Annotated in this window: 24 protein-coding genes and 4 pseudogenes; 12 read left to right on the forward strand and 16 right to left on the reverse strand. The window is 61.4% G+C overall.

Annotation, left to right across the window (positions count from 1 at the left end; translation table 11 throughout):
• Positions 1-219 precede the first annotated feature (219 nt).
• Entirely contained in the window at positions 220-1,371 is a 1,152-nt protein-coding gene (locus RX329_RS09320; protein WP_317245735.1) for an MFS transporter, read from the reverse strand.
• A gap of 161 nt (positions 1,372-1,532) precedes the next feature.
• Between RX329_RS09320 and RX329_RS09325 the strand changes: the two genes are divergently transcribed.
• Positions 1,533-1,838, forward strand: coding sequence for a hypothetical protein (locus tag RX329_RS09325; RefSeq protein ID WP_317245736.1), 306 nt, complete (start codon positions 1,533-1,535; stop codon positions 1,836-1,838).
• 16 nt (positions 1,839-1,854) lie between these two features.
• Here the strand turns inward: RX329_RS09325 and RX329_RS09330 are convergent, their stop codons facing one another.
• Entirely contained in the window at positions 1,855-2,052 is a 198-nt protein-coding gene (locus RX329_RS09330) for a hypothetical protein (RefSeq protein ID WP_085351032.1), read from the reverse strand.
• 152 nt (positions 2,053-2,204) lie between these two features.
• The gene (locus RX329_RS09335; protein WP_317245737.1) at positions 2,205-2,843 is read right to left on the reverse strand and encodes a MarC family protein; all 639 of its coding nucleotides are present in this window, start codon (positions 2,841-2,843) and stop codon (positions 2,205-2,207) included.
• Positions 2,844-2,857: 14 nt separating this feature from the next.
• On the opposite strand from RX329_RS09335, the gene RX329_RS09340 reads away from it, so the two are divergent.
• Positions 2,858-2,989 (forward strand): hypothetical protein, encoded by a 132-nt coding sequence (locus tag RX329_RS09340; protein WP_317245738.1) that lies wholly within the window; start codon positions 2,858-2,860, stop codon positions 2,987-2,989.
• Between the two features lie 178 nt (positions 2,990-3,167).
• On the forward strand, positions 3,168-4,097 hold the full coding sequence (rpoH, locus tag RX329_RS09345) for an RNA polymerase sigma factor RpoH (RefSeq protein ID WP_410706479.1): 930 nt from the start codon (positions 3,168-3,170) through the stop codon (positions 4,095-4,097).
• 75 nt (positions 4,098-4,172) lie between these two features.
• Here the strand turns inward: rpoH and RX329_RS09350 are convergent, their stop codons facing one another.
• Positions 4,173-4,337, reverse strand: coding sequence for a hypothetical protein (locus RX329_RS09350; RefSeq protein WP_317245739.1), 165 nt, complete (start codon positions 4,335-4,337; stop codon positions 4,173-4,175).
• On the opposite strand from RX329_RS09350, the gene ftsH reads away from it, so the two are divergent.
• Complete coding sequence (gene ftsH / locus RX329_RS09355; RefSeq protein ID WP_317245740.1) at positions 4,336-6,183, forward strand: ATP-dependent zinc metalloprotease FtsH; 1,848 nt, start codon at positions 4,336-4,338, stop codon at positions 6,181-6,183. The two genes, RX329_RS09350 and ftsH, sit on opposite strands and share 2 nt — an antisense overlap.
• 33 nt (positions 6,184-6,216) lie before the next feature.
• Here ftsH and RX329_RS09360 read toward each other — a convergent pair whose 3' ends face one another.
• The 3 genes and pseudogenes from RX329_RS09360 to RX329_RS09370 form a co-directional block, all read right to left on the reverse strand.
• Positions 6,217-6,438 (reverse strand): hypothetical protein, encoded by a 222-nt coding sequence (locus tag RX329_RS09360; protein ID WP_317245741.1) that lies wholly within the window; start codon positions 6,436-6,438, stop codon positions 6,217-6,219.
• Between the two features lie 1,642 nt (positions 6,439-8,080).
• Positions 8,081-8,323: pseudogene (locus RX329_RS09365) on the reverse strand (hypothetical protein); the annotation flags it as partial.
• Positions 8,268-9,257 (reverse strand): tripartite tricarboxylate transporter substrate binding protein, encoded by a 990-nt coding sequence (locus RX329_RS09370; RefSeq protein ID WP_317245743.1) that lies wholly within the window; start codon positions 9,255-9,257, stop codon positions 8,268-8,270. The pseudogene RX329_RS09365 and the gene RX329_RS09370, both read right to left, overlap by 56 nt.
• A gap of 144 nt (positions 9,258-9,401) precedes the next feature.
• Here RX329_RS09370 and RX329_RS09375 point away from each other — a divergent pair, with 144 nt between their 5' ends.
• From RX329_RS09375 to istB, 3 genes and pseudogenes are all read left to right on the forward strand, one after another.
• A complete protein-coding gene (locus RX329_RS09375; protein ID WP_317245744.1) occupies positions 9,402-10,223 on the forward strand; it encodes an IclR family transcriptional regulator C-terminal domain-containing protein in 822 nt (273 codons plus the stop codon).
• A 253-nt stretch (positions 10,224-10,476) separates the two neighbouring features.
• Positions 10,477-11,959, forward strand: a pseudogene (gene istA / locus RX329_RS09380) (IS21 family transposase).
• Positions 11,956-12,767 (forward strand): annotated as a pseudogene (gene istB, locus RX329_RS09385) (IS21-like element helper ATPase IstB). Before istA ends, istB begins: the two co-directional pseudogenes overlap by 4 nt.
• 158 nt (positions 12,768-12,925) lie before the next feature.
• Here istB and RX329_RS41885 read toward each other — a convergent pair.
• Positions 12,926-13,402 (reverse strand): helix-turn-helix domain-containing protein, encoded by a 477-nt coding sequence (locus tag RX329_RS41885; RefSeq protein WP_410706481.1) that lies wholly within the window; start codon positions 13,400-13,402, stop codon positions 12,926-12,928.
• Positions 13,403-13,470: 68 nt separating this feature from the next.
• Positions 13,471-13,860: an AraC family ligand binding domain-containing protein gene (locus tag RX329_RS41890; protein ID WP_410706282.1), complete on the reverse strand. Its 390-nt coding sequence runs from the start codon at positions 13,858-13,860 to the stop codon at positions 13,471-13,473.
• A 94-nt stretch (positions 13,861-13,954) separates the two neighbouring features.
• Here RX329_RS41890 and RX329_RS09390 point away from each other — a divergent pair, with 94 nt between their 5' ends.
• Entirely contained in the window at positions 13,955-14,434 is a 480-nt protein-coding gene (locus RX329_RS09390; RefSeq protein ID WP_161495083.1) for a YybH family protein, read from the forward strand.
• 843 nt (positions 14,435-15,277) lie between these two features.
• On the opposite strand, the gene RX329_RS09395 is transcribed toward RX329_RS09390, so the two are convergent.
• The 3 genes and pseudogenes from RX329_RS09395 to RX329_RS09405 all read right to left on the reverse strand — a co-directional run bounded on the left by RX329_RS09395 (position 15,278) and on the right by RX329_RS09405 (position 18,254).
• Positions 15,278-15,850 carry a hypothetical protein gene (locus RX329_RS09395; protein ID WP_317245746.1) on the reverse strand — a complete coding sequence of 191 codons (573 nt, stop codon included), beginning with the start codon at positions 15,848-15,850 and terminating at the stop codon, positions 15,278-15,280.
• A 28-nt stretch (positions 15,851-15,878) separates the two neighbouring features.
• Positions 15,879-16,835 (reverse strand): hypothetical protein, encoded by a 957-nt coding sequence (locus RX329_RS09400; protein WP_317245747.1) that lies wholly within the window; start codon positions 16,833-16,835, stop codon positions 15,879-15,881.
• Positions 16,836-17,070: 235 nt separating this feature from the next.
• Positions 17,071-18,254: pseudogene (locus tag RX329_RS09405) on the reverse strand (helix-turn-helix domain-containing protein).
• A 349-nt stretch (positions 18,255-18,603) separates the two neighbouring features.
• On the opposite strand from RX329_RS09405, the gene RX329_RS09410 reads away from it, so the two are divergent.
• Entirely contained in the window at positions 18,604-18,873 is a 270-nt protein-coding gene (locus RX329_RS09410) for a hypothetical protein (protein ID WP_018453910.1), read from the forward strand.
• 104 nt (positions 18,874-18,977) lie between these two features.
• Here RX329_RS09410 and RX329_RS09415 read toward each other — a convergent pair whose 3' ends face one another.
• From RX329_RS09415 to RX329_RS09430, 4 genes are all read right to left on the reverse strand, one after another.
• Positions 18,978-19,706, reverse strand: a complete 729-nt coding sequence (locus tag RX329_RS09415; protein WP_317245748.1) for a DUF72 domain-containing protein — start codon at positions 19,704-19,706, stop codon at positions 18,978-18,980.
• A gap of 43 nt (positions 19,707-19,749) precedes the next feature.
• Complete coding sequence (locus RX329_RS09420) at positions 19,750-20,676, reverse strand: Ku protein (RefSeq protein WP_317245750.1); 927 nt, start codon at positions 20,674-20,676, stop codon at positions 19,750-19,752.
• A gap of 968 nt (positions 20,677-21,644) precedes the next feature.
• The gene (locus RX329_RS09425) at positions 21,645-22,544 is read right to left on the reverse strand and encodes an SMP-30/gluconolactonase/LRE family protein (protein ID WP_317245752.1); all 900 of its coding nucleotides are present in this window, start codon (positions 22,542-22,544) and stop codon (positions 21,645-21,647) included.
• 58 nt (positions 22,545-22,602) lie between these two features.
• Complete coding sequence (locus tag RX329_RS09430) at positions 22,603-23,262, reverse strand: GntR family transcriptional regulator (RefSeq protein ID WP_085348502.1); 660 nt, start codon at positions 23,260-23,262, stop codon at positions 22,603-22,605.
• Between the two features lie 226 nt (positions 23,263-23,488).
• Between RX329_RS09430 and RX329_RS09435 the strand changes: the two genes are divergently transcribed.
• The 3 genes from RX329_RS09435 (at position 23,489) to RX329_RS09445 (ending at position 26,433) form a co-directional block, all read left to right on the forward strand.
• Positions 23,489-24,505: a TRAP transporter substrate-binding protein gene (locus RX329_RS09435; RefSeq protein ID WP_018453915.1), complete on the forward strand. Its 1,017-nt coding sequence runs from the start codon at positions 23,489-23,491 to the stop codon at positions 24,503-24,505.
• A 76-nt stretch (positions 24,506-24,581) separates the two neighbouring features.
• Positions 24,582-25,091, forward strand: a complete 510-nt coding sequence (locus RX329_RS09440; RefSeq protein WP_085383159.1) for a TRAP transporter small permease — start codon at positions 24,582-24,584, stop codon at positions 25,089-25,091.
• Between the two features lie 61 nt (positions 25,092-25,152).
• Positions 25,153-26,433, forward strand: a complete 1,281-nt coding sequence (locus RX329_RS09445; protein ID WP_085383158.1) for a TRAP transporter large permease subunit — start codon at positions 25,153-25,155, stop codon at positions 26,431-26,433.
• The last annotated feature ends 23 nt before the right edge of the window (positions 26,434-26,456 follow it).

The raw sequence follows: 26,456 nt of genomic DNA on the forward strand, positions 1-26,456 counted from the left end.
TTGACGTCAAGAGGCGCGGCCGCTCGTCTGCTGAATTTTCGAAGTCATAGCGTTTGCTGCTCAGCAACCTGTACGCCGGGGCCGCGGAAATGGCCTGGGAGGAGCCGAACCGATGGATTGGCGGGAACCAGGTTGCTGTTTGTCTGGCTTTGACGAGGCTCCAGAGTTCTTCAGGCGGTGTCTCAGTTCGATTGGCGGATCAGACGCTCCGGTCGTTTCTCAACCGAAGGTTCCGGACCGCGCCGTCCGTCGGACAAACCCGGACCAGGCGAATGGGACGGCGATCACACAAAGACCTGCCATCGGAATGAATGCCGCGCCGCCATACGTCCCATACAGAAAGCCGGAGACCAGGGTCAGCAGCGCGCTCACCAGTCCGGAGCCGAACGCGTACAGGGCCTGAGCCGTCGCGGCGATAGTTATGGGGACTATGGCCTGCATGAGGCGCATACAAGCGAGATGCAGCAGCGCAAAGGTGAGTCCGTGCAACGGCTGTATCACGGCGAGCAACAAGACCGATGTTGTCAGGCTCGCAACGGACCAACGCACGGCGCCGGCCGCTGCAGCTACGACAGCGGCACCACGGGCGCCAAGCCGGTCAAGGATCGCCGGACCTATGAGCAAAAACACCACCACCTCCGCAACGACCGCTTCGGACCATAGGAGGCTGATTGTCGGCGCGCCCAAGCCAGAATCGCTCCACCGGATCACCGCGAACGCATCGTGCATGGCGTGGCTGCCGTAGACCAAGGCTGAAACCACTATCACCGATCGAAACCCCGGAATCTTGAGAACTGCGAACCTTCCGTCCCGAGCGGAGCGGAGTCCGCCCGTCGATGCCGCTTGAGCCGCCGGACCGGGAACCCACACCATTGCGACGGCCGCTGCGATCAGGAGGATCGCATTCAGCCACGCGACCGGCGCAAGGTCCGCAGGACCTATGAGTTGCCCAACTGCCAACGTGCCCAGCACGAAGGCCGCCGAGGCGCCGCCTCGTATCCAGCCATATTCGAACGCCCTCCCCGCCAGCTGCGGGCGCGCGGCATTGACCGACAGCGCATCGGCAATTGCGGTCGTAGGAGCAAGAGCGACCGCCTGAACCAGCGCGACAAGCAGCAACAGCAGGAATGTATCCGCCCGGAGCAAGGCAGCGGCAGCCGCAGCGGCCACGATCGCACAGCCTGCGAGCACAAGGCGCAACGATCCGAGCAGGTCGGCCAAGGCTGCGACCAATGGCAAGGAGACGAGACGCATCAGCATCGCAGCGGTGAGCAGCCAGCCAATCTGCTGAGCAGTCAGGCCCTTGGTTTCGAAGAACTTTGGCCAGAACGGTGATGCGACGCCGAATGCTGCGTAGAGCGCAACATACAACGCTACATAGGCTCCAGGTCCAGCTACGCGCACCGCTCGATCCCGTCGTCTTAATGGTATGGCCGGCGTGAGCCGGTGAGGTCAGTTACGCACGCCACTTGCGGCCAATAATTCGGCATTCTCGAACGGCTCGCCGGTATCCGCAATGGCTGGATTCGGCCTTGTCGATCCAAGACGCGAACCAGCATCTCGCGACCTCGTTATTCCGGCACCTGAGCATACCGGCGAACGCCGGTCCTCGAAGCGGAACAGCCAGCATGCCGAACAATGAGGAACAGACCTACCTGGAGTCGCTCGTCCGCGAGGAATTCGAGCGGTGCCATCCCGACGATACGTTCGAGGATCTCAAGCGGCGAGCGGCCTTTTCTAAGGAAGACAAGGGGCTGCTGCGGGACTGGATGGCCGTCGCGAGGGCCCGTGCCGCAGCGGAACGCGCCAAGCCGACAGCGATGGACCCGGCCGCATGAGCCAGGAGATCCGACGCTACTCGGCGCCGGCACGGAACATGGCGCGCGCGACATCGAGCTCGCTGATTGCCCGGCGCAGTGCTTTGCGCGCGGCGGCCTTGTCGCCTTGGGCGGACGCGTTACACACCTCGTCAAGATGGCGCATCGCTGCCTTGGCGTGCAGGACCAACTCTCCGGCACCTGCAAAGCCAGTTCGGCGTTTGGGGTCCTTCATCGAATCCGCTCCACCGCTGGTGCTGCGCTTCGGGCCAGGACTCTGCTCCGGCTCGCCCGACCTTGCCCCAAAATGCCACTGTGCGCAGCCCATCCGGCCCTTTGAGCAGATCAGCTAGGAGTGCGCCTTCACGTTTCAAGGCTGCCGGGCCGCTATGGGCTTGCCAGGCCCGGCAGTTCATTTCGAATGCCCGTCATGATGAAATTTACGCCGATCGCGGCGACGATGAGGGCCATCACGCGGGTCATGACAGTGATGCCGGTACGACCCAGCACCCGCTGAATCGCCGCCGCCATCCATAACGTCAGCCCGATCAGGAAGGTGGCCAGGAGCGCTGCGGCCGCCAGGAATGCCTTGGCAAGCCACCCCGGATTGTCGTTGGAAAGAGTGATCATGATTCCCATCTCGGCCGGCCCGACCAGCAAAGGGAAGGCGAAAGGCGTGATGGCGAGCCCGTGGACATCGACTTCACTGGGGCTCGGGCCATCCGAGCGCGGTATCAACTTGCCATATTGCGCCTGAAACATTTCAAACGCGATGACCAGCGCGAGCAGCCCGCCCGCAATGCGGAAATCGTCCAGTCCGACGTTGAAGAACCTCAGGATCTCCTTGCCGAGGAGTACCGAGCCGATGAAGAACGTACCGACCGCTGTGCAAGCCAGGAGTATTAGCCGGTGGGTCTTTCCGGCGCCTGCGTGACATGTGAGCGCCAAGAAAATCGGAATGGCGCCCACAGGGTTGCTCAGTGCGTACAGGAGCATGGTAATTCCGACGAACTGATTCCAGGCCATGGCTCGTTCCCACGATGGCTTCCGCAAGGACTGCAGCTATCGATCTCGCCTATATGGATGCAGGAGTTCGGATCGTCAGCACCAAGCTCTCGGGCACCTTCGAGATTGTCTGCCACCGCGCCGCCTGCCTCGGTGCCGCCGACTGAGGGCCTGCCCCGATGGTCTTTTTCTAAGGTGCGAAGGAACAATGCGAGGGCTCGTGATTTGTGAGCGCGACCGATGCGCTTGGGTGCCGTTACCGGGCCAAAGGCGCACCCTCGGTGCTCCAACCCACTTTGCTCTCAGGAGGAATTGGATATGAGCTCCCTGTCACTTCCATCAACTATGCCCACCGTCTATTCCGAAGGCGGGCTCTCGCGGTACCTAGCGGCCATCCGCAATTTCCCGCTGCTCAATGCGGCCGAAGAAGCCAAGTACGCCGAACGATGGCGCGAGCACGGCGATCGCGAGGCCGCATACCGGCTGGTCACAAGTCACTTGCGGCTGGCCGCGAAGATAGCGCTGCGCTATCGCGGCTACGGTCTGCCCGTCGCCGATCTGATCTCGGAAGCGAATGTCGGGCTGATGCTGGCTGTGAAACGGTTCGAGCCCAAGAAGGGTTTCCGTCTCGCGACCTATGCCATGTGGTGGATCAAGGCAACGGTCCAAGAGTACGTCCTGCGATCGTGGTCATTGGTGAAGATCGGCACGACGGCTGCGCAAAAGAAGCTGTTCTTCAACTTGCGCAAGCTCAAGAACCGAATAGGAGCGAGCGACGAAGGCGAGCTGTCGCCGGAGCAGGTCGCGTACGTCGCCAAGGAACTGAAGGTCGACGGCCGCGATGTTGTCGAGATGAACGGAAGGATCCGGGGAGACGTTTCGCTCAACGTGCCCATGGCGCAAGCGGACACCTCCGAGGAGATGCAAGACCGTCTGGTCGATCCCTCGCCCGATCCCGAAACGCTGGTCTCCGACGCACAAGATCGCGAGCGGATGGGGAGCGCCTTGAAGGATGCACTCGCAGCCCTGACTTCGCGAGAGCGCAGTATCATCGAAGCGCGATTCCTGACGGAACAGCCGCAGACATTCGACGAGCTTGCTGCCGAATTTGGCGTGTCGCGCGAGCGCATTCGTCAGATTGAAACGCGCGCGCTGCAAAAGATAAAAGGCGCGGTCTGCGCTCGCTTGGACGCAATTCCGTTGGGTCCAACGCGCCTGCGCATGCCGAACTTGGGGGCTGTCGAGCCCTCCCTCCGAGCCGGCTCCCAAGCCTGACCTGCCCGAGCCGGCCGAGGCATCTGGAAGGTCGGAATCTCGGGAGAAAGTGGCTAAACGGGTCCTACTCCACGCTTAGCGGAGCAGGACGGCGAGCAGATCGTCGACGGCGCCCGCCGAAGCCTCAATGAATCCACAACGCTCCTCGCGGTCGGCGCGTTGCTGCCCGTGAAACCAAGCTCCTTCCGTCTGGTTGTTCCCGGCGCCCGACCGCGGCGCCCGCAATTCGAGCTTTCGCATGACCAAGAACACCCGCTTCAACGTGGCGTATGCCATCTTCGCACTTCTTGCGCTATCGTTCATCCAGTACGTCTTCGCAACCGCGCACGCCATCGCTGTTCTTCCCTACAGCGAGTACCAGCAGCTCCTCCGGCAGGGCAAAGTCGACAGCGTCGGCATTTCCGACCGGCTCGTGCAGGGGACGTTGAAGGAGCCCTTGCCCGGCGGTCAGAAGCAATTCGTGACGACGCGTGTCGACCAGGATCTCGCGCAGGAGCTTGAAAAATACCACGTCCGCTTCACCGGACAGATCGAGAGCACCTTCCTGCGCGATCTGCTCTCGTGGATCATGCCGGTGCTGCTGTTCTTTGGCATCTGGTGGTACATCGGCCAGCGCGTCGCCCAGGGCGGTCTCGGCGGCGGGCTGATGCAGATCGGCAAGAGCAAGGCAAAGATCTATGTCGAGGCCAATACCGGCATCACCTTCGCCGATGTCGCCGGCGTCGATGAAGCCAAGGATGAGCTTCGCGAGGTCGTGGATTTCCTGAAGAACCCCACCGATTATGGTCGGCTTGGCGGCCGCATGCCGAAAGGCGTGCTGCTCGTTGGGCCGCCCGGCACCGGCAAGACCTTGCTGGCGAAGGCGGTGGCGGGCGAGGCCAAGGTGCCGTTCTTCTCGATATCGGGCTCGGAGTTCGTCGAAATGTTCGTCGGCGTCGGCGCAGCCCGCGTGCGCGACCTGTTCCAGCAGGCGCACGAAAAGGCCCCCGCGATCATCTTCATCGACGAGCTCGATGCGCTCGGCCGTGCGCGCGGCATCGGCCCGTTCGCCGGCGGGCATGACGAGAAGGAGCAGACCTTGAACCAGCTCCTGGTCGAGCTGGATGGTTTCGACTCGCGCTCGGGCCTCGTCATCCTGGCTGCGACCAACCGGCCGGAAATCCTCGATCCCGCCCTGCTGCGCGCCGGCCGCTTCGATCGACAGGTGCTGGTCGATCGGCCCGACAAGAAGGGCCGCCGTGACATTCTCGCCGTGCATATGAAGAATGTGCGGCTCGCCCCCGATGTCGACGTCGATGCTGTTGCCGGCTTGACGCCCGGATTTACCGGTGCCGATCTTGCCAATCTCGTCAATGAAGCCGCGCTCCTGGCAACACGCCGTGGCGCCGAGGCGGTCGGCATGGGCGACTTCAACAACGCCGTCGAGCGCATCGTGGCGGGATTGGAGAAGCGCAACCGCCTGCTCAATCCGAAGGAGCGCGAGATCGTCGCCTATCACGAGATGGGTCACGCCCTCGTCGCGCTATCGCTCCGCGGGGTCGATCCCGTGCACAAGATCTCCATCATCCCGCGGGGTGTCGGCGCGCTCGGCTACACCATTCAGCGGCCGATCGAGGATCGCTTCCTGATGACCAAGGAAGAGCTGGAGAACAAGATGGCCGTTCTGCTCGGCGGCCGGGCGGCAGAGTTGATCGTGTTCGGTCATCTCTCCACCGGCGCCGCCGACGATCTGCGCCGCGTCACCGACATCGCGCGGAGCATGGTGACGCGCTACGGCATGTCGGAAAAGCTCGGCAGCGTCGCCTATGAGCGCGATCCCGGCAATTTCCTGGCGAACGCCGACCGGCCGTATCCGGTTCGCGAGCGCGACTATGCCGAGGAAACCGCAGCCGCCGTCGACCGCGAGGTCAAGAATATCGTCGATAGGGTCCTTCAACGCGCCGAAGCCATGCTGACGGCCCGCCGCTCGATTCTCGATGATGCGGCCAGGAAGCTGCTGGATAAGGAGACGTTGGAGCAAAGCGATATCGACGCGCTGATCCGCGAGATGCCCAAGGACTTGAAGGAAGACCAGCAAGCCGCCTGAGCAGCCGCCGCGTGCTACCAGAGTGCTGGCGCGCTAGGTCCGACGGTTCTTGTCAGGCGCCTCCCGAGGCTCGACCATGTTGGGGCGAGGGGAGGGTGCGCGGGAAACCATCGGCGAGGAGATTTCCGGCGCGCCCGGTGCGTTGTTTGGCGGATGCGCCGTTCCGTGTTCGAGATAGAGCTGGCCCGCGACCAACATGATGCCGGCGCATAGCAGTGTAAGGCTTACGCTCACGAGATCTCGATAGTCATCCATTCGATATCACCAGCCCCGTCGATCGATCAGAGAACGTCGGCGCCTGAACGTCGTTCCGCAAAACAGACGGCCCATTTGCGTGGTCTGCCGGCAAGAAAAACTTCGTGCTCGTACCTCCTTGAGCAGCCGCGCTGGCCACAAGACTGCGATCAGCGCGACTTACAACCACAGCAACCGTTAGCCATTCTTCTCGCCGGCGGCCGATATGCTCGGAATTCAGTCGGGATGCTTGAGGCGTCGCCGGAGATCTCCTAGATTATTCGTTGCCAATGCCTCGGCAGGATTGGCGCGGTCACCAGGCAAGAAAGCTTGGATCCACGTTGCTTTTAGGAGGATGTGGTTATGAAAACTACGTGTCATCTCTCAACCGGCGCTTCGTTAGAGCGCATTATGGGCCGAACTCTACGGCGCTCAGCCCGGCGCATCGCTGCGTCATCTAGGATTCGCAGCGCCGGGCTACTTTCCGCGATGGCTGAAGCCGGCGCGCGAGCGTGGCGCCCCTTGGCTTCAGCCTTACTGGCGCTGGCACTGCTGCTGAGCGCGACTGAATTGGCCGGCGCAGAGCAAAAGCCTTCGAAGCGGCCGGACGGCGCGAACGCAGTCGTTCAGGCCCCATCGCGCGAACGAACGGTGCATGGCCAGAGTACCAGAACCAGACGTAACGTCAGTATGGACACGTTCCGGGCGGAGGAGATTGTTCCCGATATCTGTAGGGGCTGCTCCTCTTGAAAACGGGGGATGGCGATCGAATGGGGTCGACCTGCGTGCGGCGCGAACCGCACGCCCTCTCGCCCAAGAAGCAGGACTACAGCGGCCACAAGTTAAGCAGCATTACAGAGGACGGCAGCGGCATCGTCCCCGCGACCGACGGCTGCCGAGTTGTTCTCGGGACGGGTTCATGCCCGAGATCGTGCCTCCAGATCGCTCGTCTCGAAATCGCTCTGGCACGGTTGGGCGCACATGGCCGGCCGGCATCAGTCATTCTCGAGCGACCACCTTCAAACAACTTCTTCGGGCCCTTGCGAAATCCTGGGCTGCAATCCCATTTTCTTGCTGCAGGCGGCATCTAGCCGCCGAGCAATGAATTCCAATCGGAGCAAGCGAGAGTTACCATGACCACCTCGCAAGACGACCTGGTCGATACAGCGCTTCTGGAGTCCTTCCCAGCCAGCGACCCGCCGAGTTTTGTCGCTCGCGGGGTGGCGATTGGCGCACCTCAACGAGGCGATGCCGCCCCGGATGGAGTGCTCGGAGCCAAGCGTCGAGGCATCCCAATGCCGGACAGAACGAAATCAGCGCCCCGTAACCGAGTCTCAAAGCGGCGCTGGCCAGCAACCATGCACAATGAGTCGAAGCCGTTTGCCAGAACGAATGCAGCGGTTTGAGCTTCGCAGATCTGCACGTACCGAGCTTGTCAGGGCGGTTCAAAGCACTTGTGCATACACGGAGGATGGAAATGAGGATTGCGCAGATTGCACCACTGTTTGAAAGCGTCCCACCGCGGCTTTATGGCGGTACGGAGCGGGCCGACCGGGCCGATCACGTTGAATGGTCGCCGACGGTTGCCAAAATGCGAGCTTAGCCATCCCGTCAGCCAGAGATCTGGAATGCCGACGGTGTGATCGGAATGAAAATGCGTGAGCAACAGCGCATCGATCCGGCCGATCGGAACGCCGAGCTGAAACAATCGCATGGCGGCGCCTCGGCCGGCATCGATCAGCACAGTGTGACTGCCCGCTTGGATCAGCGTGCTCGGGCCAAAACGATCAGGACGGGGGATTGGCGTCCCCGTCCCGAGGAGCGTCACGCGAAAACCTGATGTCTCACCGTTACTGGACCTTGATGCCGGCGTCGGCGACGACTTTGTGCCAGTGCGAAACCTCATCGCCGACCAGCCGGCCGAATTGCTCGGGCGTGCCGCCCGCCGGCTCGGCGCCGATCTTAGCAAGCGCCTCGCGCACTGACGGCTTCTCCAGCGCGTTGTTGATGGCAGCGTTGAGCCGCGCGACCGTCTCCTTCGGCGTGCCATGCTTGACTGCGAAGCCGGTCCAGTCCTCGACCACCAGTGAGGGATAGCCGGCTTCGACGATGGTCGGCACATCAGGGAGAAGTGGCACACGCTTCGGTCCGGTCACCGCAAGCGCCCGCAGCTTACCGGTCTTGATCAGGTCGACGACCGGCAACATGGTGATGAACATGAAGGCGTTGGTGCCGTTGAGCAGGTCGCCGATCGCTTGCGGGAATTGCGCGTAGGGAACGTGCTGGGCACGCGTGCCGGTCTGCTGCTTGAATTGCTCGCCGATCAGGTGGGCGGGCGTGCCGAAGCCGCCGGACGAGAACGTCAGCTTGTCGGGCTGGCTCTTCAGCAATGCCACCAGGTCCGCGACCGTCTTGGCCTGCACCGAGGGGTTCACCACAAGTACGTTGTAAGAGACTGTCGCCTTGATTACCGGGTCGAAATCCTTGTCCAAATCAAACGAGATGTTCGGGACCAGCGAGGGTGCTGCAACCGACGGCACCGACAGCGCATAGAGGCTGTTGCCGTCCGCTGGCTGGGTCAGGACATCGGTCGCCGCGATGGTGGTCACGCCGCCGGGCCGGTTCTCGACGATGACGCGCCAGCCTTCGGCTTCCGTCAGCTCCTTGGAGACGATGCGGCTGATGATGTCGGGCGGCGTACTGGCCGAGAACGGCGCCACGAAACGAATCGTCCCCGTCGGGAACGAGATCTGCGCTGATACTTGTGATCCTGAGGGTGCGAGCAGGGCTAGGATCGCGACGGACAATGAGGCACTGCGGAAGAACAGGTGGGGTCTCATGGAAGTCTCCATCAAAAGCTGAAATTTCGATGCCAATTCCAAAGTGCGACCTGCAGGCACGCCACCTTCTGACGCGCTATCTGGATTTGCCACAAAAATCGACGTATGTTTCACGATGTGGAATGACGCGTTCCACATTGCGGAATGGAGAATGGCGCGGTGGCGGGTCCGAAAATCATCAAGAGCCTGGAGCGGGGTCTTCGTGTCCTGCAGGCTCTGCAGATGCAGCCCGATTCCTCGCTGCAGCAGCTTTACGTCTTCACTGGTATCTCCAAGCCAAGCCTGCTCCGCATTCTTCACACGCTGGCGCGGTCCGGCGTGGTCACCCGGCGGCTTGCGGATGGGCGTTATCGCATCGGCGCGACGCTTTCGCGCGCGCCGTCACGCCGGGAGCGTCGCGATCGGATCGCGGAAGCCGCCGCTCCGGTGCTCGAGCGGCTGTGTCGGCGCGTTTCGTGGCCTTCGGATCTCATGATGCCGGCAGGAGACCACATGGAAATCCGAGAGACCACCCGTGCGCGCAGCCCGATCCTGTTGCAAGAGGAGAGGGTTGGTCTGCAGGTGAACTGGTTGCTGACCGGTGTTGGACGAGCCTATCTGGCCTATTGTCCGGCCAAGGAGCGGCAGGAGATCATCGAGATGCTGCGGACTTCGAACAAGGCCGAAGATCGTCTGGCGCGAGAGCCCGCGCGTCTGAATACGATTCTCGCGGAAGTGCGAGCACGCGGCTACGCAACGCGCGACCCTACCCATGTCGGCGGCTGGTATGGCAAGCCGCCGCATGCGGATGGCTTGATCTCAATTGCTGTTCCCCTGCGCGATGGCGCGCGCGTTCTGGGCTCGATCAACATTGTCTGGCTCAGGACCGCCTTTTCGGTGGAGGTCTTCGCCGCCCGGCATCTCGAAGAACTTCAGGACGCGGCAGCGGAAATTGTCAGTTCGGTGCGAGGTCGCAGAGCGCGCTGAGGGCGCTTTTGGTTCAGAACGGACCTCTATGCGGCGCGGCAATCAGGATGGAAGTGCAGCGTCAATCAGGATGAGAGAGCTTCGCCGGGCTCGTGACGCAGGGAGGGCGTAGCCCGACCGGAGTTACGAGCCCGGCGACGGCGCGATCCGAGCGGACCGCGCCGTCTGGTGATCGCGGCTGGCCGGTGATGGATAGTTCTTCTCGCCAAAGAGGAATCAGCCGTTGCCAGGCTGCCATCTCACCGATCACCAGATGAGGCTCTACATGAAGTTCCGTCAAACCAATTCGCCGCCAGTGGCGGCCGCGAAGGTGTCGTTCAGTTCGTGGACCGCTTATCGGCTCGAGAAAGATCTGCGTCTTCCGTCGCAAAAGAAGTCACCGCGGCAAAGGCGCCGGCCGGATCCCTTGGCCAACGTCTTCGACCTGGAGGTCGTGCCGATGCTGAAGGGGGCTCCCGGCGTGCGGCCCGTGGCTATCTTCGAGGAGATACTCCGACGCCATCCTGAGCTGGGGGCCGGAATCCGCCGCACGCTCGAGCGCCGGATCCGCGCCTGGCGGGCGATCCACGGCGAGGAGCAGGAGGTCATCTTCCGCCAGACCCACGAAGTGGGCCAGGTCGGCCTGTCCGACTTCACCGATATGGGCGAGCTTGGGGTCGCCATCGCTGGCGTGCCGCTCGATCATCGCCTGTATCACTTCCGGTTGGCCTATTGCGGGTTTGAACACGCCCATGTCGTGCTCGGTGGCGAGAGCTTCGTCGCATTGGCCGAAGGGCTGCAGAATGCCCTGTGGTCGCTCGGTGGGGCACCGCGGGAGCATGGACCGACAGCCTGTCGGCGGCCTTCTGCAATCTCGACCGCAATGCGAGGGACGATCTGACCCGGCGGTACGAGGACCTCTGCGCCCACTACGGCATGCGGCCTTCCCGCAACAATCGCGGCATCGCCCACGAGAACGGGGCGATCGAGAGCTCGCATGGTAATCTCAAGCGCACGATCGCCGATGCGCTGCTGTTGCGCGGCACTGCCGACTTCGATGATCTCGCCGCCTATCGCGGCTTCATCGACGAGATCGTCAGCCGCCGCAATGCCCGGAGCACCAAGCGCATCGACCACGAGCGCGCCACCTGCAGGCGCTGCCAGATCGCCGCACCTCGGACTACGAGGAGGTGATTGTCCGCGTGACGTCAAGCGGCGGCTTCACATTGCGCAAGGTGTTCTACACCGTGCCGTCGCGTTTGATCGGGCACCAACTGCGGGTGCGCCTTTACGACGATCGTCTCGACGTGTTCGTCGGCGGCACCCATCTCGTCACCTTGCCGCGTGGGCGGCCGCATCCCAACGGCAAGCACGACCAGGTAGTCGATTATCGGCACGTGATCCATTCCTTGCGGCGCAAGCCAATGGCGCTGCTCAATCTCGTCTACCGTGATCGGCTGTTCCCGCGTGATGCATATCGCCGAACCTTCGATCGCTTGCGCGAACGGCTGCCGGACAAGAAAGCCTGCCGGCTCATGGTCGATCTGCTCGCTCTGGCGCACGAGCGCGGCTGCGAGGCCGAACTCGCCGATCAGCTCGCGGCTGACCTTAACGCTGGCCAACTGCCCGACCTCGGACGGCTGTGCGCTTACTTCGCGCCCGATCCCGCCTGCATGCCGCAGGTCGTGGTGCAGCTCGCCCCGCTCGCCAGCTATGAGTGCCTCATCGGTGCCGGCGAGATCGGAGGTGCCGCATGAGCACGGCCAACACAGTCGACACCGCGCGCCTCAATCTGTTGCTCAACGAGTTGCGGCTGCCCGCCATTAAGGTGCTGTGGCCGCAATTTGCCGAGCAGTCCGACAAGGAAGGCTGGCCGGCGGCCCGCTTCCTCGCCACCATTGCCGAGCACGAGGTCGCCGAACGCGGTCGCCGTCGGGTCGAGCGCCATCTCCTCGAGGCTCGGCTGCCCTCTGGAAAGACCTTCGACAACTTCGACTTTGAGGCTGTGCCGATGATCTCCAAGGCGCAGGTGACCGCGCTCGCCGCCGGCGATGGTTGGCTCGGCAAGGGCGCCAATCTGCTGCTGTTCGGGCCGCCCGGCGGCGGCAAGAGTCACTTGGCGGCAGCCATCGGCCTGGCCCTTATCGAGAACGGATGGCGCGTCCTCTTCACCCGCACCACCGACTCGTCCAGAAGCTCCAGGTGGCGCGGCGCGAGCTCAATCTCGAGGCCGCCATTAACCGCCTCGACCGCTTCGACCTCCTGATCTGCGGTGATCTTGCCTACGTCACCAAGGACCAGGCCGAGACCAGCGTGCTGTTCGAGCTCATCAGCGCTCGCTACGAGCGGCGTTCCATGCTGATCACCGCCAATCAGCCCTTTGGAGAGTGGAACAGGGTCTTCCCGGATCCTGCTATGACGCTCGCCGCCATCGATCGCCTCGTTCACCACGCCACGATCGTCGAGATGAACGTCGAATGCTATCGCAGGCGCACCGCGCTCGAGCGGAAGCGTGGTCCAGGGCGACCATCCTCGCACGCGACACCAAAAACACTCGCTGATTGACGCTCCGCGACAATCAGAGCGAACAAAACTTTTGCACGCGACAATCATCGCGGCAATCATCACTTCGCCGCGACACAGACTCGCCATCCTGATTGTCGCGCGCTTCCCATCCAGATTGTCGCGCTATACCTCTAAGCCGTTGAGCAGTAAAGACGGTGTCAGCCTGATTGAGCGCCCGGGAACTTTGCTCGAAAGTCAAGCGGTCGCATGCCTCCGTGCCGTCTGAAAAACTTCACGAAGTTTGTTGGCTCACTGAACCCTACCTCGGTGGCAATTACTTCAACCGTGAGGCCGGTGTGTGCAAGCAATCGTTTCGCTTCCAAGATCAGGCGTTGCTCTATCAGAGCTTTGGGTGAGGAACCACACGCCATCATGCAAGCCCGGCGGAGTGACTTCGCTGAGCATCCAATAGCTTCCGCGTAATCTTCAACGGTCCGCGTTTGTGCGAACTTTGCGTCGACAGCTCGACGGAATCTCCGGAACGTCCTGCGATGACTATCCGTCATGGAGGGCGCGTCGCTCTTGCCGTCACAGCCTGCGATCGTCAGGAGCATTGCGTAGAGGAGGTGCTGGAGGATAGCGGCCGATAGCTTCGAGCCATCTTCTTTATGATATGCCCGCTTTATGGCCGACATGACGCTGACGACGCTCTCCAATGCATCAGGCCGTAGGTCCGTGACGTCTTCGGGAACGATATCATCGATCAAGGTTCCAAAAGCCGCTCCGTCCGCCACCGAAAACGCGGGAAAGATGAATTCTGACGTGAACAGCAGGATACATCCGCCTCCAGTTTTTGCCCAAGGACGAACTGCTGAACTTGACCCGGGCGAGCATGGACAAGCGTACCTGCCTTGCACCTCACACGGCGAAAATCGAGGAAGTGATCTCCCCTGCCGGCGGTAAATAGCATCAACAGATGGAAACTGGGCCGCTGTGGCGAGGCAAAGTGGCCTGGCGGTACGCGTCCTAAAAGCTCAGACAAGCGCAATGATTCAATGCCAAGCCTCGGAAACTTGGGATTGTTATACTCGACTCCGAATATCGACTGTTCCGACAAACCTTTCACGGCGCACGCATGTCCGTTTTTGACCATCGATTGGTATCAGCTTGACCTGTCGAGGCACAACGGGGCAGGCATGGTAGCTCGCAGAAATCCGGGCCTGACTGCATCTTTTCAGGAGAAGGCGATGATCTGGAGCTTTTCCTTACGGCAATTGGCGATGGCCACCGCTCTCATTTTCATTTTCGGAACGGTCAATCTCCACGCAGAGCAAAAGTCCGAAATCGAAGCTGTCACTGCGGCCAATCTAGCTTTCGATACGGCCCTTTCAGCTCGCGACATTAATGCGATGGAAAGGGTTTGGGCAGCTGAGCCCTACGTCATTGCCGTGCATCCATCCAGCAAAATTGTGATTGTCGGATGGGACGCGGTTCGCAAGAGCTGGGAGGGGACTTTTGCTCGCTTCGCCGAAATTTCAGTGTCGATGAAAGAGCCGCAAATTCATGTGGCCCAGAACGTGGCATGGGTTGTCGGAATCGAGAGTGCTGAAGGGAAATTCAAGAATGGGGATGCCGTGAGCTTCACGGCCTTCACAACCAACATGTACGAAAAACGGGATGGACGTTGGTTCATGGTGTTGCACACCACGTCACGAGTTCCGCAATAGCGCAACAACACGTGCAGCGGCGGGCCTGTCAGACCGCGCACTTCAGCTCATGGCCCATACTGCGCCGCGGCACGAATTTGGCCGCTATAGGAGCAAAGCGGACGTGGTCGCCAGTCACATGATGCCCCCGGGTTTATCAGTATACGGCCTAGTCTAGGCCAGCTATGGGTCGTCAGCGCAAGTTTCGGCTGTGGGCCGTCAGGTCCTCTACCAGTAACCTTGGAAGTGGCCGGGCGGCGCTCAACCGGCGCGCACGGCCATTTCCTGAGTCCGAAGCGCGCCACGACAAACGCCCTTTTCAACTGGTTGGCACGCCGGTAGCCTCTAGCTCCGAAGCTGAGGAAAGGGGGGACTCATCATGACTGGACTGAAAATTTCTCGCCGTCTGCTCGGCAGTGCCGCAGCCGGGGCCTCGTCGCGGCAACGGGCATCGGGGCCGCCCGCGCTCAATGAGCGCAAAACACAATCGTCTTTCTCAGCGGGACTTGTATGAAACCATTCAGTCGCGTGCTCAACGTGAAGACATCCGACGGAACATCGAATGCGGCGCCAATCATAAAATGATTGGAACGCAATGGCGTTTTGGTGTTGGAAGTCTGGCGATCGTCCTGCCCCGGCAAATCGCTCCGACGCGCAAAAATTGTTGACGTCTTCTGGAAGTCTCAGGAGCTGTCAAAGATGAACCGTGACTGAGGAGAAAGGTTTCCACCGCAGAAATCGTGAGCAGCAGATCACGATCGGCAGATTGCCCGCGAGCGTCTCGAGGCGATAGCCGGTCTTATCTTTCACATCACCGAGAGCGGAGAAAGAACAGCGAACTGGACTACCTACCGAATGCCAGCATCAGTCCTGGTGACGCTTCTTAGCCTTGTAGTATCTTGCGCGCGGGCCAGCGCTCGGCGTCGGCATTGTACCGCCGGCTTTCAGAAAGGAATCGATGAGCGCCTCGGACCAGGCTCGCATAGCTTCACTTTTTTCCTCCATCCGCTGCGACACGGAGTAATACTCCCGCGTAGTTGGCGACATCTCGCGGTCTGAATCCGGCAACGAATGCGCAAGTACTAGCGAAGCCGCAACAGGGCTAATGTGCTTCTCGAGAAATTTCGTCATGGCTGCGCGAGCCAAATGCAAGCTGAAATATGGAAGCCCATCGAGAGCGCGGTCCTTCCGCATTCGGAGCAGGTGCCGATTCAGCGAGTTCGGATAGACGGAGACGTCATCGTTTTCCGGGTCACGGCCCTCGCGCCGCGTCGATGCAAACACCCATTGCGACGGCCATTCGCCGTGCCTGTTCTTCACTAGCTGGGTGTAATCGGCGATTGAACCCAGCGCGATGTCTACAACCGAACGCGGCAGCGGAAGCCAAAACGGCTCTTTTGCCTTCATCGTGTCGGCTGGCCACATCGCGCGTCCCATCCAAGTTCTCCGAACTCGTCCTGTTCCATCAGCTCAGCACGGCGGAGTTTGACTGTGCTGAAGCGCCTGTTCGCTGTGAAGCAGACCCACCACAATCCAAATCTGATGCAGGCGAAATCTTGTCCTCGGCACTGCGGCCGGAGCAGTAGGTTTCATGTCGTGCCAGGACGGCACCAATGTGCTCGACAGTGATCTTGTCCTTGCGCTCGCGATGGAGTGCTTGCCTGGCCATAATCTCTGCCATTTCTTCCGGCTTCGGCTCGCCGGCGCTCAGCCGTTCCCACCATCGGTCGACATCCTCAGTGAGACCGGATTCATCGGGATGCTTGTCGGCAGCCCAAGACATCGCGGCACGGAAATAGGTAACGCACTTTTCGCGCTGCCGATGCACGCCAGAGCGCTTGTCGGGATCTCGTGGCACAACACCGTTCCGTGCTTCGTTGAGCAGTGGCCTGTTAAGCTCTGTAAGGAGCAGGGGGTGTAGCGCTTGGTAGGACGGCTTGGCGAACGCAAGGCGGACGTCGTCACACGTGCCCTTGCTCGCCGGCTTCATGCGTCGGTTGATCCATCGCGGCTGGGCGATCATGGCCTGGTACTCGCGATCAAGATCGGCCCACGTCCAGGTTGTCGGCTTGAGTGCCTCCGGTGCTGCCTCCGGAGGCGCCTCGTCAAGCTTGCCGCCAGCCATGTCGGCGTAGACCTGCTTGGCCTTCTCGCGGGCGTCCCGAAGCGAGAGATAGGTTGGGTCGACATGGATCCCTGTCGCGGATCCGATCTTGCGCGAGAGGCCGTACGCTCGCACGATCCACCGCACTGAGCGCCCGCGTTGGCGCAGGGTCAGATAGCGCTGCTCGGTATCGTTCCAATCGGCGATCCGGCCGCTGTCCGTTGCCTTCTTGGCAGCGGCAATCGCTTCGTCGACGACTGCCGGCGTGATCCGCTCCCGGACTTGCTGTGCCTTCTTCTCTGTCGCTGCGTCGGCCAAAATGCCATCAATCCGTACAAGTTTCGTACAAACGATAGCAGGTTAACTTGGTCGGTGATGAGCGAGATGAAGCCATTTTTGGGCAATTTCGCCACAAAGAAGAAGGTAAAGTTACTGGGATGGCTCCATAATCCCTAAAACACGGGAATCATAATCCTGGGGTCGGGGGTTCGAGTCCCTCTCCCGCTACCATTGACTGGGTGTCCGGCCCGAAGACATGGGTAACGGAACGTACCTAAGACAAGGGTGACAGCCTCGTGCCGAACGGGTTGTCGAGAGGTTGCAGGGTTTTCTGCTCCAGGTCGAAGTATCCCAGATCATAGTGCATGAAGCTGACGAGCCAAATGCCCCCGTCGACCTCCTTGATGCCGAGCTTCTGGCCCGCCAGCACGGTTGAGATGTTGATCCGCTTGCGGTGCAGGCAAAGGCGGCCGCACGCGGTTACAAGGACCTCGCGATCGTGGAACGGATAGGTCAGCTCCGGCAGGCCGGCATAGGAACGTGCTGAGGCGACGTAGAGATCGGCAGGACATTTCATGTCGAGGGCCTCGTGCGGGCGTTCGGAGTTGAACTCGCGGACAAGGCATCGAAGCGTTCCTGCTGCTGCAAGCTATTGCCGTCGGGCGGCCGGGTGGTTTCCTTTTTGAGGGTGAGGTGCATGCGCTCATGACGTCCATTCTGTTGCACGTGACCCGGCTTGATGCGTTCGATTGCAATACCAAGTCGGAGCCACCACACCGAGAGCTTGGAGAGGTTGAACAAGGCGTTGGGACTGGCGAAGGGCACGCCGTTGTCGGAGCGAATGGCGAGCGGCAGGCCGCGCTCGAGGAACAAACGCTCGAAGGCAGTAATTACAGGGTCTTCACGCGTTGAATCGAGCGCTTCGCACAACAACAGGAAGCGCGAGGCATGATCGGTAACGGTGAGCGGATAGCAGTAGCGGCCATTGCCGAGCTTGAACTCGCCCTTGAAGTCGGTGCACCACAAATCATTGGGTCCGGTACCCGTGGACAGCGGCGTGCCGCGCGCGCGGTGGCGCGGCCCGCCGCCACGCTTGACCAGGCCATGGCGATCGAGCACCGCATGGATGGTGCTTTTGGCCGGAATCCTGACATCGCCATCGAGCCGCCGGACCAGCAGTTCGCGGATCTTGCGCGCGCCCCAGTGCGGTTTCTCGGCTTTGAGGCGGACAATCAGACCCTCGATTTGCTCCGGGAGCTGATTGGCATAGCGTACCGGCCGTCTGGACCGATCGCTCGGGGCGGCCAGCCCCTGCTCTTTGTAGCGATCGAAAATCTTATAGCCGGTCTTGCGGGATACGCCGAACTCCCGGCACACATCCGTCATGGCTTCCCCATCCAGAAGCCTGGCCACAAAGCGAAGGCGTTCTTCCATGACCGAACTCGCTTTCCACGGCATCCACACCTCCCGCAGAACAAAAGCGGAAAGTGTAACCCATGTGTCCGGTACGTTTTGTCACCGTACCACATTAGTCCCACCAATTCGCAAGCTGGCGAGCATGAAGCTACGCGCTGCGGAGGGGAAGACGGCGGGGTACATTTAGCGGTTTAGCGCCCGGAGTCGAAGCGTGGCCGCTTCTCAGCGGGCAGAACCCTACGGCTGAGCCGTGCTGCAGCCGACGCGATTGTGCCAGAGCCGCGGAACACGGGGACAAACCTCAGCTCTGCCGATTGCGAATCCCTGCTGCGTGCTAACCGCTCGGAACGAGAAGACGGGCCAACGATTCGTCCGGGCAGGAGCAAGCTCGATGCTGATGACGAAGGAAAGACGGCCGGCGATCCGAACGCTGCGGGGCTGGGCGCTCAGCGTGCTGCAGGAGGCGGGCGCCATCCACGAATGCGAGGAGCATGGCTGGGCGAAGGACCGGGCCGACCCGCATGCACGCGAGCACGCATTGGATATAGCCAGGCAGGAGCCACCCGAGGGCTTATCTCCGGATCAGGCCGTCGGGCAAGTGCGCGAGGTTTTGCATTCGATCGGCGATACGTGCCCGGAGTGCCCGCCACGTCCCGATTAGGTCTCCTGCGCTGTCGCGCCGCTCGAATGGCGTGCGAGCCTCAAACGCCTTCGGCAAACTTGGACGACGTAAGGGATATCAGCGGACTATTGCCAAAAGGCCCTTCAAGCGAGCAAGTCTAGTGCGTTCTCGATCGCTGCGCCGGCTGCGGTGTTGTCGAAGATGCACCAGGTCTCACTAGATGACGACGCAGCACCGAGCCGCAGCTTCAGCGATCGCAGGAACGCCCCGTCGTACGCGGAGTAGTAAATGCGCGGCGCTCCATGCAATCGAAAATAGCGCAGACTAGGCCACCCGCCCGGCAGGTCGGCATCGGGCCCCCGCGCCGGATCCGCGGCGACACGGGCAATCCGACGTTCCCCGAGCCAGGCGCCGACCTCGGGCGTAAACCAGCTGACGTGACGCGGCTCGCAAGCGAGAGCGGCTGAGGTCTTTTCCTGCAGCGCGCGGAACAGGAACTCCGCATCGGACTCAACGAACATTTTGCGAGGTGCAAACTGAACGAGCAAAACCCCGAGCTTCGCACCAAGTCCGGCGCTCTCTTCGATGAACCGATCGAGTTCACCCTGCGCAAGCTGTGACGAGTGAGTAACAGACTTCGGCACCTTTACCGAAAAGCGGAAATCATCGGGCGTCGCGTTCGCCCATTTCTCATAGGTCGAACGCCGATGCGGCTTATGAAATGATGAGTTGATCTCGGTGGCGTTCAACACCCGCGCGTAGCGTTCAAGCTGGCTACCTACCCCGCCAACTCTTTCCTTGCAGACTCGCGGAACATTCCATCCCGCTGTGCCGAGCCGCAGCTCAGTCTTGACATGCGCGGCCTCTTCCATGTCAGTCCGTGACTGCCATCGGGTATCACCGGATGTTTCAATCTCACGCCGACTTCCGCCGCGCCCCTGCTGTCGGCTTCTTCGCCGCCGCTTCCTTAGCCGGCTTCTTACCGGCGATCGGCATCAGCATCTCCTTCTGAGCCGCGGCAGCTTTCTTCGTCTTCTTGGCAGGCTTTTTTGGAGCCTCGGTCTTTGCTGCCCCGCCGACGCTCTTGCGTAGCGCGTCCATCAGATCGACGACGTTCTCGCCTTTCGGCCGATCCTTCGGGACGATCGGCTTACCGGCGCGCTTCTGGTTGATGAGCTCGATCAGCGCGCTTTCATAATGGTCCTCGAACTTCTCCGGCTCGAACGATCCAGCCTTCTGGTTCACGATGTGCCTGGCCAGATCGAGCATGTCCTTCGTCACTTTGACGTCCTGGATATCGTTGAAGTATTCCTGCTCACTACGCACCTCGTAGGGATACCGCAGCAAGGTGCCGACCAGGCCCTTGTCCATTGGCTCGAGCGCAATGATGTGCTCTCGGTTGGTGAGCACCACGCGCCCGATCGCAACCTTGTTCATCTCGCGGATGGTCTCGCGGATGACCGCGAAGGCGTCGTGGCCGACTTTTCCGTCCGGACGGATGTAGTAGGGGCGAATTAGATAGCGCGGATCGATCTCGGCCTTGTCTACGAACTCGTCGATCTCGATGGTACGCGTGGATTCCAGCGCGATCTCCTCAAGCTCCTCCTTGGTCACCTCGATGAACTGGTCCTTCTCGAGCTGGTAGCCCTTAACGATGTCCTCGTTGGGCACCTCGTCGCCGGTGTCGGCGTCGACTTTCAGGTACTTGATCCGATGACCGGTCTGACGGTTGAGCTGGTTGAAGGAGATCTTCTCGCTCTCCGAGGTAGCTGGGTAGAGCGCCACGGGACAGGTGACCAACGAGAGACGCAAAAAGCCTTTCCAGTTCGCGCGGGGGGCCATGGTACGCAAAACTCCATAAGGGGACTTGGACTCAAGACGAACGGCGCGACACAGTTCCGACACCGCCCGCAGGTGTCCACCGCAAATTGATGCCAGATCCCGGTCAAGCGCCCGGAATAGATGGCGGGCAGTCTTAACCCAACGAACAAAATAAGAACATGTATCGGTGACGCAATCCCTGGCACTCCGCGGTGATTAGACCTCTGTGGAAAACGGCCAATCCCTTGCTCTAGGGAAGCGGCAACCCAGCCCGTCGGGCAACACACCCTTCTCCCGTCAATCCCTCTCCGCAAAAATATTCCACTTTACCGAAATTCGGAAAGGGCGTATGTGTCGCTCATCCCGGCTCATCCTTGAGGGGCGATCTCGTTGTCGTCTTGATTGCGAGCCGGGCTTGCGATGGACGCGGCAGCGTCGGTACGAGATGGTGCGGGCAGGGCGGGTAGACCCTGTGAGCCCGCAACCGCGTGCGGACGAGCGGCGCTGCTAGGCTTCGTCTCGCCTGTAAGTTTTCGGCTTCGTCGACAGGGCTGGAAAAACTGCGGCGAAATGGCGGGCCGTGCGTACGGCAAAACCGTGTGGTCCTGGCCGTCGTTGCTACGGTCAAGCTTTCGCGGAGGTGTGTGCGAGCCCAACCGGGCAGACAGCATCATCCAAATTCGCGAGGCGAGGGAGGCCAAAGAGAACTCGGCTCCCGGGAGAGCACGGCATAAGCCGTCCAACCGTCGCGCAGGGAAGGCCGAGTGATTGGCTACACCTGTATGCTGCTGTGCGGTTTTCCTGCGTGTGCTTTTCGCGCAGCGGACCGCGGGTGCCAGCCGGCACCCGGCCTTCCCTGCGCCCTCTTGGATATGAGGGCGGAGTGACGAAGCAAAGCTCGGGCGAAACGCGCCGCGAGAACGAGAAATCATGTCCGCTGTTTGAATGCCTGGTCGCGTCATGTGCCGCGACGTCTCGGTGGCAGGCGCTCAGGATGAATTGCCGAAGCGGTGTTCTGGAAGTCCCTGTGCAATGCCATCAATGGCCAGAACATGACCGGCCTGGGGTTCGCGGCCCAGTTGCTCGCGATCAAGAAACTTTCTCGCCGTCGTCACGAACAGGGTCTTCAGATCGGCTCCGCCGAAGCATACGCAGGTCGGATTGGTCGCCGGCACCGGAATGACGGTATCGATCCGGCCGTCCGGCCGATAGCGCACCACCCGGCCGCCGGAGAAGAATGCGGTCCACAGTCCGCCCGCAATGTCGATGCACGCGCCGTCGGGCCTCTCGCCGGAGGCGCTGTAATCCGCGAACAGCCGTCTGTTGCTAATCGCGCCGTCATCGAGATCGAAGTCGAACTGCCAGGTGCGGTAACGCCTCGTATCCGTGAAATAGAGCGTGCGATTGTCGGGTGAGAACGCAATCCCGTTCGTCACGATGACGTCGCCGAACATGCGCACCGTCCGGCCGTCCGCCTCCACACGATACAGCGCTCCGTTCGGCCGATGCAGCTGGTTGTCCATGGTGCCGATCCATAGCCGGCCCCGGGCGTCGACGCGCCCGTCATTCAAGCGGTTGTCGGGGCCGCTTTCGACCTCGCAGAGCTGACCTGGAGGATCGTCATCGGACGCGCGGCGATAAAGCCCCAGATCCTGCGCGAGCAGGTGGGAGCCATCTGCCGTCAAGGCCTGACTGCCGAGGAAGTTGCACGCGTACGGAACAACCTGATGCGCGCCGGTCGCCGGATCGAAGGATTGATGCAGCCGCCGGTCGATGTCGACCCACCACAGCTTGCGGGAGCGGTCGCACCACAATGGCGTCTCGCCGAGGATGTCGCCTGCGGCGACCGCGGTCTCGACCCGATATGCGGGAATCATGTCAGGAGTCATCCCGAAATCCGATTGCAGCGACGAGCGCTGTCTCCGAACGACGTCAGGCCGCGGACGATCAATCCTCGTTCCAGGAGGCGAGGGCGTGCGCGACGCACCCGTTGATGTGATCGGTAAGCACGGTTTTGGCGCTTTTGATGTCGCGCTTGAGGGCGCATTCGAGCAGCGCCTTGTGCTGGTTGATCGTCTCTGCGCCGCGGTAGCGCAGCGCATAGCGGAAATATTTGTCGAACACGATCGCGTGGGTCTGCATCAGCTCGCGCGAACCGCAATTCGAGATGAGAGCCTGGTGGAATTCGCCGTCGTAGCGTTTGCGCAGCTCGGGATCGTCCCCCTCCTTGAGGACGGTGCGTTCGGTGGCCGCCAGCTTGTGATGCGCGGACACCACGCGGCCCTCCCACTCGACGTCGCCGGCACGAAACGACTCGGCCATTGCATGCTGCTCCAGCAGGATGCGCAGGCCGGCGAGTTCACGCAGGTTCTGGATGGATATCGGCGCCACCTCGAAGCCGCGCTGGCCCTCCGCGACCACGAATCCCTCCGAGGTCAGCCGATTGAGGATCTCGCGCAGCGTGGAGATGCTGACGCCGTAGTCCTCTTTCATGGCGTCGAGCTTGAGACGTCCGGACGGCGTCAGCACGCCGAAAATGATGTCGGATCGAATCCGCTGATAACCGCTGTCGCCCGCCGACAAGGGGCGCCCCTCGAGTGACGTCATGCTCTCCGATCCCGCAATATGCGCGCAACGCCCGTGGTGGGCGGCCGAACCATCAATGTTACCAGCAATATAGCAGACGCCTAACAACAGACGTAATCAAAAATATCAGATGAATTGCGATTTATCATTTGACCAAGAAATGTAGTTATGTTTTTTGATTGGCCTGAGGGTGCAGAAAAGAATGGCTGAAGCCGCCGTCGTGCCCCGATCGAACAGGGAGGTCAAAATGAGCTTGTTGGTACGGGCGCTGTCTGCGACGGCGATCTGCGTGGCGCTGACGGTCGGTGCATCCGCTGAGGACATTCAGGAGCGCACGATCAGGTGGGGACACCTGAACAACACCGATCACCCCGTCAGCGCGGGGGTGCAGAAATTTGCGGAGATCCTGCTGGCGAAGAGCGGGGGCAAGATGAAGATTCGTGAGTTCGCGGCCTCGCAGCTCGGCAACGAGCTGCAGCAGCAATCCGCGCTGCGCGGCGGCACGCAGGAAATGCTGTCGGCCTCGACGACGTCGCTCGCAACCGTCGTGCCGGAGTTCGGCCTCATCGACTTTCCATTCATCGTGAAGACCATCGAGCAGGCGGATGCTCTCGGGACCGGCAAGTTCGGCACGTCGATGCTCGATACGTTGCCGTCGAAGGGGCTGATCGGTCTGGGCTATTGGGGCCTCGGCTTCCGCAACGTCACCAACAGCACGCGGCCGATCACCAAGGTCGAGGATTTCAACGGCCTCAAGCTCCGCGTCATTCCGAACCCGGTCTATCTCGAGACCTTCGGATCCTTCAAGGCCAATCCCGTTCCGATGGCCTTCGGCGAACTCTATTCGGCGTTGGAGACGCGCACCGTCGATGGCGAGGAGAACCCCTTCACGGTCATTCTCTCCAACAAGTTCTACGAAGTGCAAAAATACGTTTCCGCCACCAATCACACCTTCACCCTGAACATTATCCTGGTGAGCAAGGCGTTTTGGGACAAGCTCTCGCCGACCGAGCAGCGCCTGATGCGCGAGGCGTATGAGGAAAGCCGAGGCTATCAAAAGGAGCAGACCCGCCTTCAGACCGAAAAGGCCCTCTCTGAATTACAGGCGAAGGGCATGCAGTACAACACCGTCGCGCCGGAAGAGCTCGATCGCATGCGCAAGACGGCGCAGCCGGTGGTCGACAAGATTGCCGCCAATCTCAAGCCGGAGGCGGTCAAGCTGTTCAACGACGAGCTCGATCGCATCCGCAAGGACGTGAAATAGTCGACCTCGTCAGCATGCAAGAGGCAGAGCCGGCCAGTCGGCCGGCTCTGAACCCGACTTTGCCCGGACGACACGCATGGCGCGAATTCTCGACCTCTATTGCACCCTGCTGAAGGGCATCATCGCCGCATGTCTTGCGGTGATGGTGGTGCTGGTGTTCGGCAACGTTGTCCTGCGCTACGGCTTCAACTCCGGTATTGCGATTTCCGAGGAGCTGTCGCGCTGGCTCCTGGTCTGGCTGACTTTCCTCGGTGCGGTCGTGGCAATGCGTGAGCACGCCCATCTCGGCGTCGATAGCCTTGTGCGGATGCTGCCGGCTTACGGCAAACGCATCTGCTTCATCGTCAGCTACGTCCTGATGCTGTTCGCCGACTGGCTTCTGCTCTCGGGAAGTTGGCGGCAGACGATCATCAATATCGACGACCGCGCGCCGGCGACCGGCCTCTCGCTCGGCATTTTCTATGGCGTCGGCGTGATCTTCGGCGTTTCGGCCGGAGTGATCCTTCTCTACGACCTGTTCCGCGTCGTTTCCGGACAGGCCAGCGAAGCCGACATGGTAGCCGTCAGGGAATCGGAGGAGCACTGATGCTGTCTCCTCGTATCGTGCCGCCCGGCGCTCACATCCTGAAAATCACCGGGATCATGCCATGACGATTGCCGTCTTCACCCTCTCGCTGCTCGGCGCCATGGCGCTGGGCATGCCGATCGCCTTTGCGCTGATCGTCTGCGGCGTGGCCCTGATGAGCACGATCGACATGTTCGACGCGCAGATCGTGGCGCAGAACGTCATCAACGGCGCGGACAGCTTTCCGCTCATGGCCATTCCCTTCTTCATGCTCGCCGGCGAGGTCATGAACAAGGGTGGTTTGGCCAAGCGAATCGTCAACGTTGCGCTCGTCGCGGTCGGCCATTTTCGCGGCGGCCTTGGTTACGTCACGATCCTCGCGTCCTGCATCCTTGCGTCGCTCTCGGGCTCCGCGGCAGCCGATGCCGCGGCACTGGCTGCCCTGCTGGTGCCGATGATGGTTGCGGCGGGCCACAAGAAATCCTATGCGGCGGGTCTGGTCGCGGCCGGCGGCATCATCGCGCCCGTGATTCCGCCCAGCATCGGATTCGTCATTTTCGGTGTCGCCGCGGGCGTGTCGATCTCGAAACTGTTTCTGGCCGGGATCGTCCCCGGGCTGTTGCTCGGGGCGGGGCTCTGCCTGGCCTGGTGGTGGGTGGTCCGCCAGGAGAACCTGACGCCCCCGCCAAGAGCATCGCTCTCGGAAATGGTGAAAGCGGTGGTCGACGGCTTCTGGGCGTTGATGCTGCCGGTCATCATCGTGGTCGGCCTGCGTTTCGGCATCTTCACGCCGACGGAAGCCGCAGTGGTCGTCGCCGTCTATTCGCTGTTCGTTGCGACCTGCATCTATCGGGAATTGAAGCTGTCGCAGCTTTACGAGGTGTTCGTCTCCTCGGCCTTGACGACGAGCATCGTCATGTTTCTCGTGGCAGCCGCGCTGGTGTCGTCCTGGCTCATCACCGTGTCCGAGATTTCGGCACAGATCGTCACCCTGCTCAAGCCTTTCATGGGCAACAACACGCTCCTGATGCTGGCGATCATGGTCGTGGTGGTGATCGTGGGGACGGCTCTCGACATGACGCCGACCATCCTCATCCTCACGCCGATCCTGATGCCGATCGTCAAGGCGGCGGGCATCGATCCCGTCTACTTTGGTGTCCTCTTCATCATCAATAATGCGATCGGCCTCATCACGCCACCGGTCGGTATCGTGCTGAACGTGGTTTGCGGCGTCTCCAGGATCAGCATGGAGGACATCATCAAGGGCGTCTGGCCCTTCTTGATTGCGCAACTGATCGTCCTGTTCGCGATGGTGCTATTCCCGGGGCTGGTGACGATCCCGGCCAAGTGGTTCAGCGGCTAGACGCGTCGGCAACAAAAGAAGGA

Source organism: Bradyrhizobium sp. BWC-3-1 (assembly GCF_032917965.1).
GTDB lineage: Bacteria > Pseudomonadota > Alphaproteobacteria > Rhizobiales > Xanthobacteraceae > Bradyrhizobium > Bradyrhizobium canariense_D.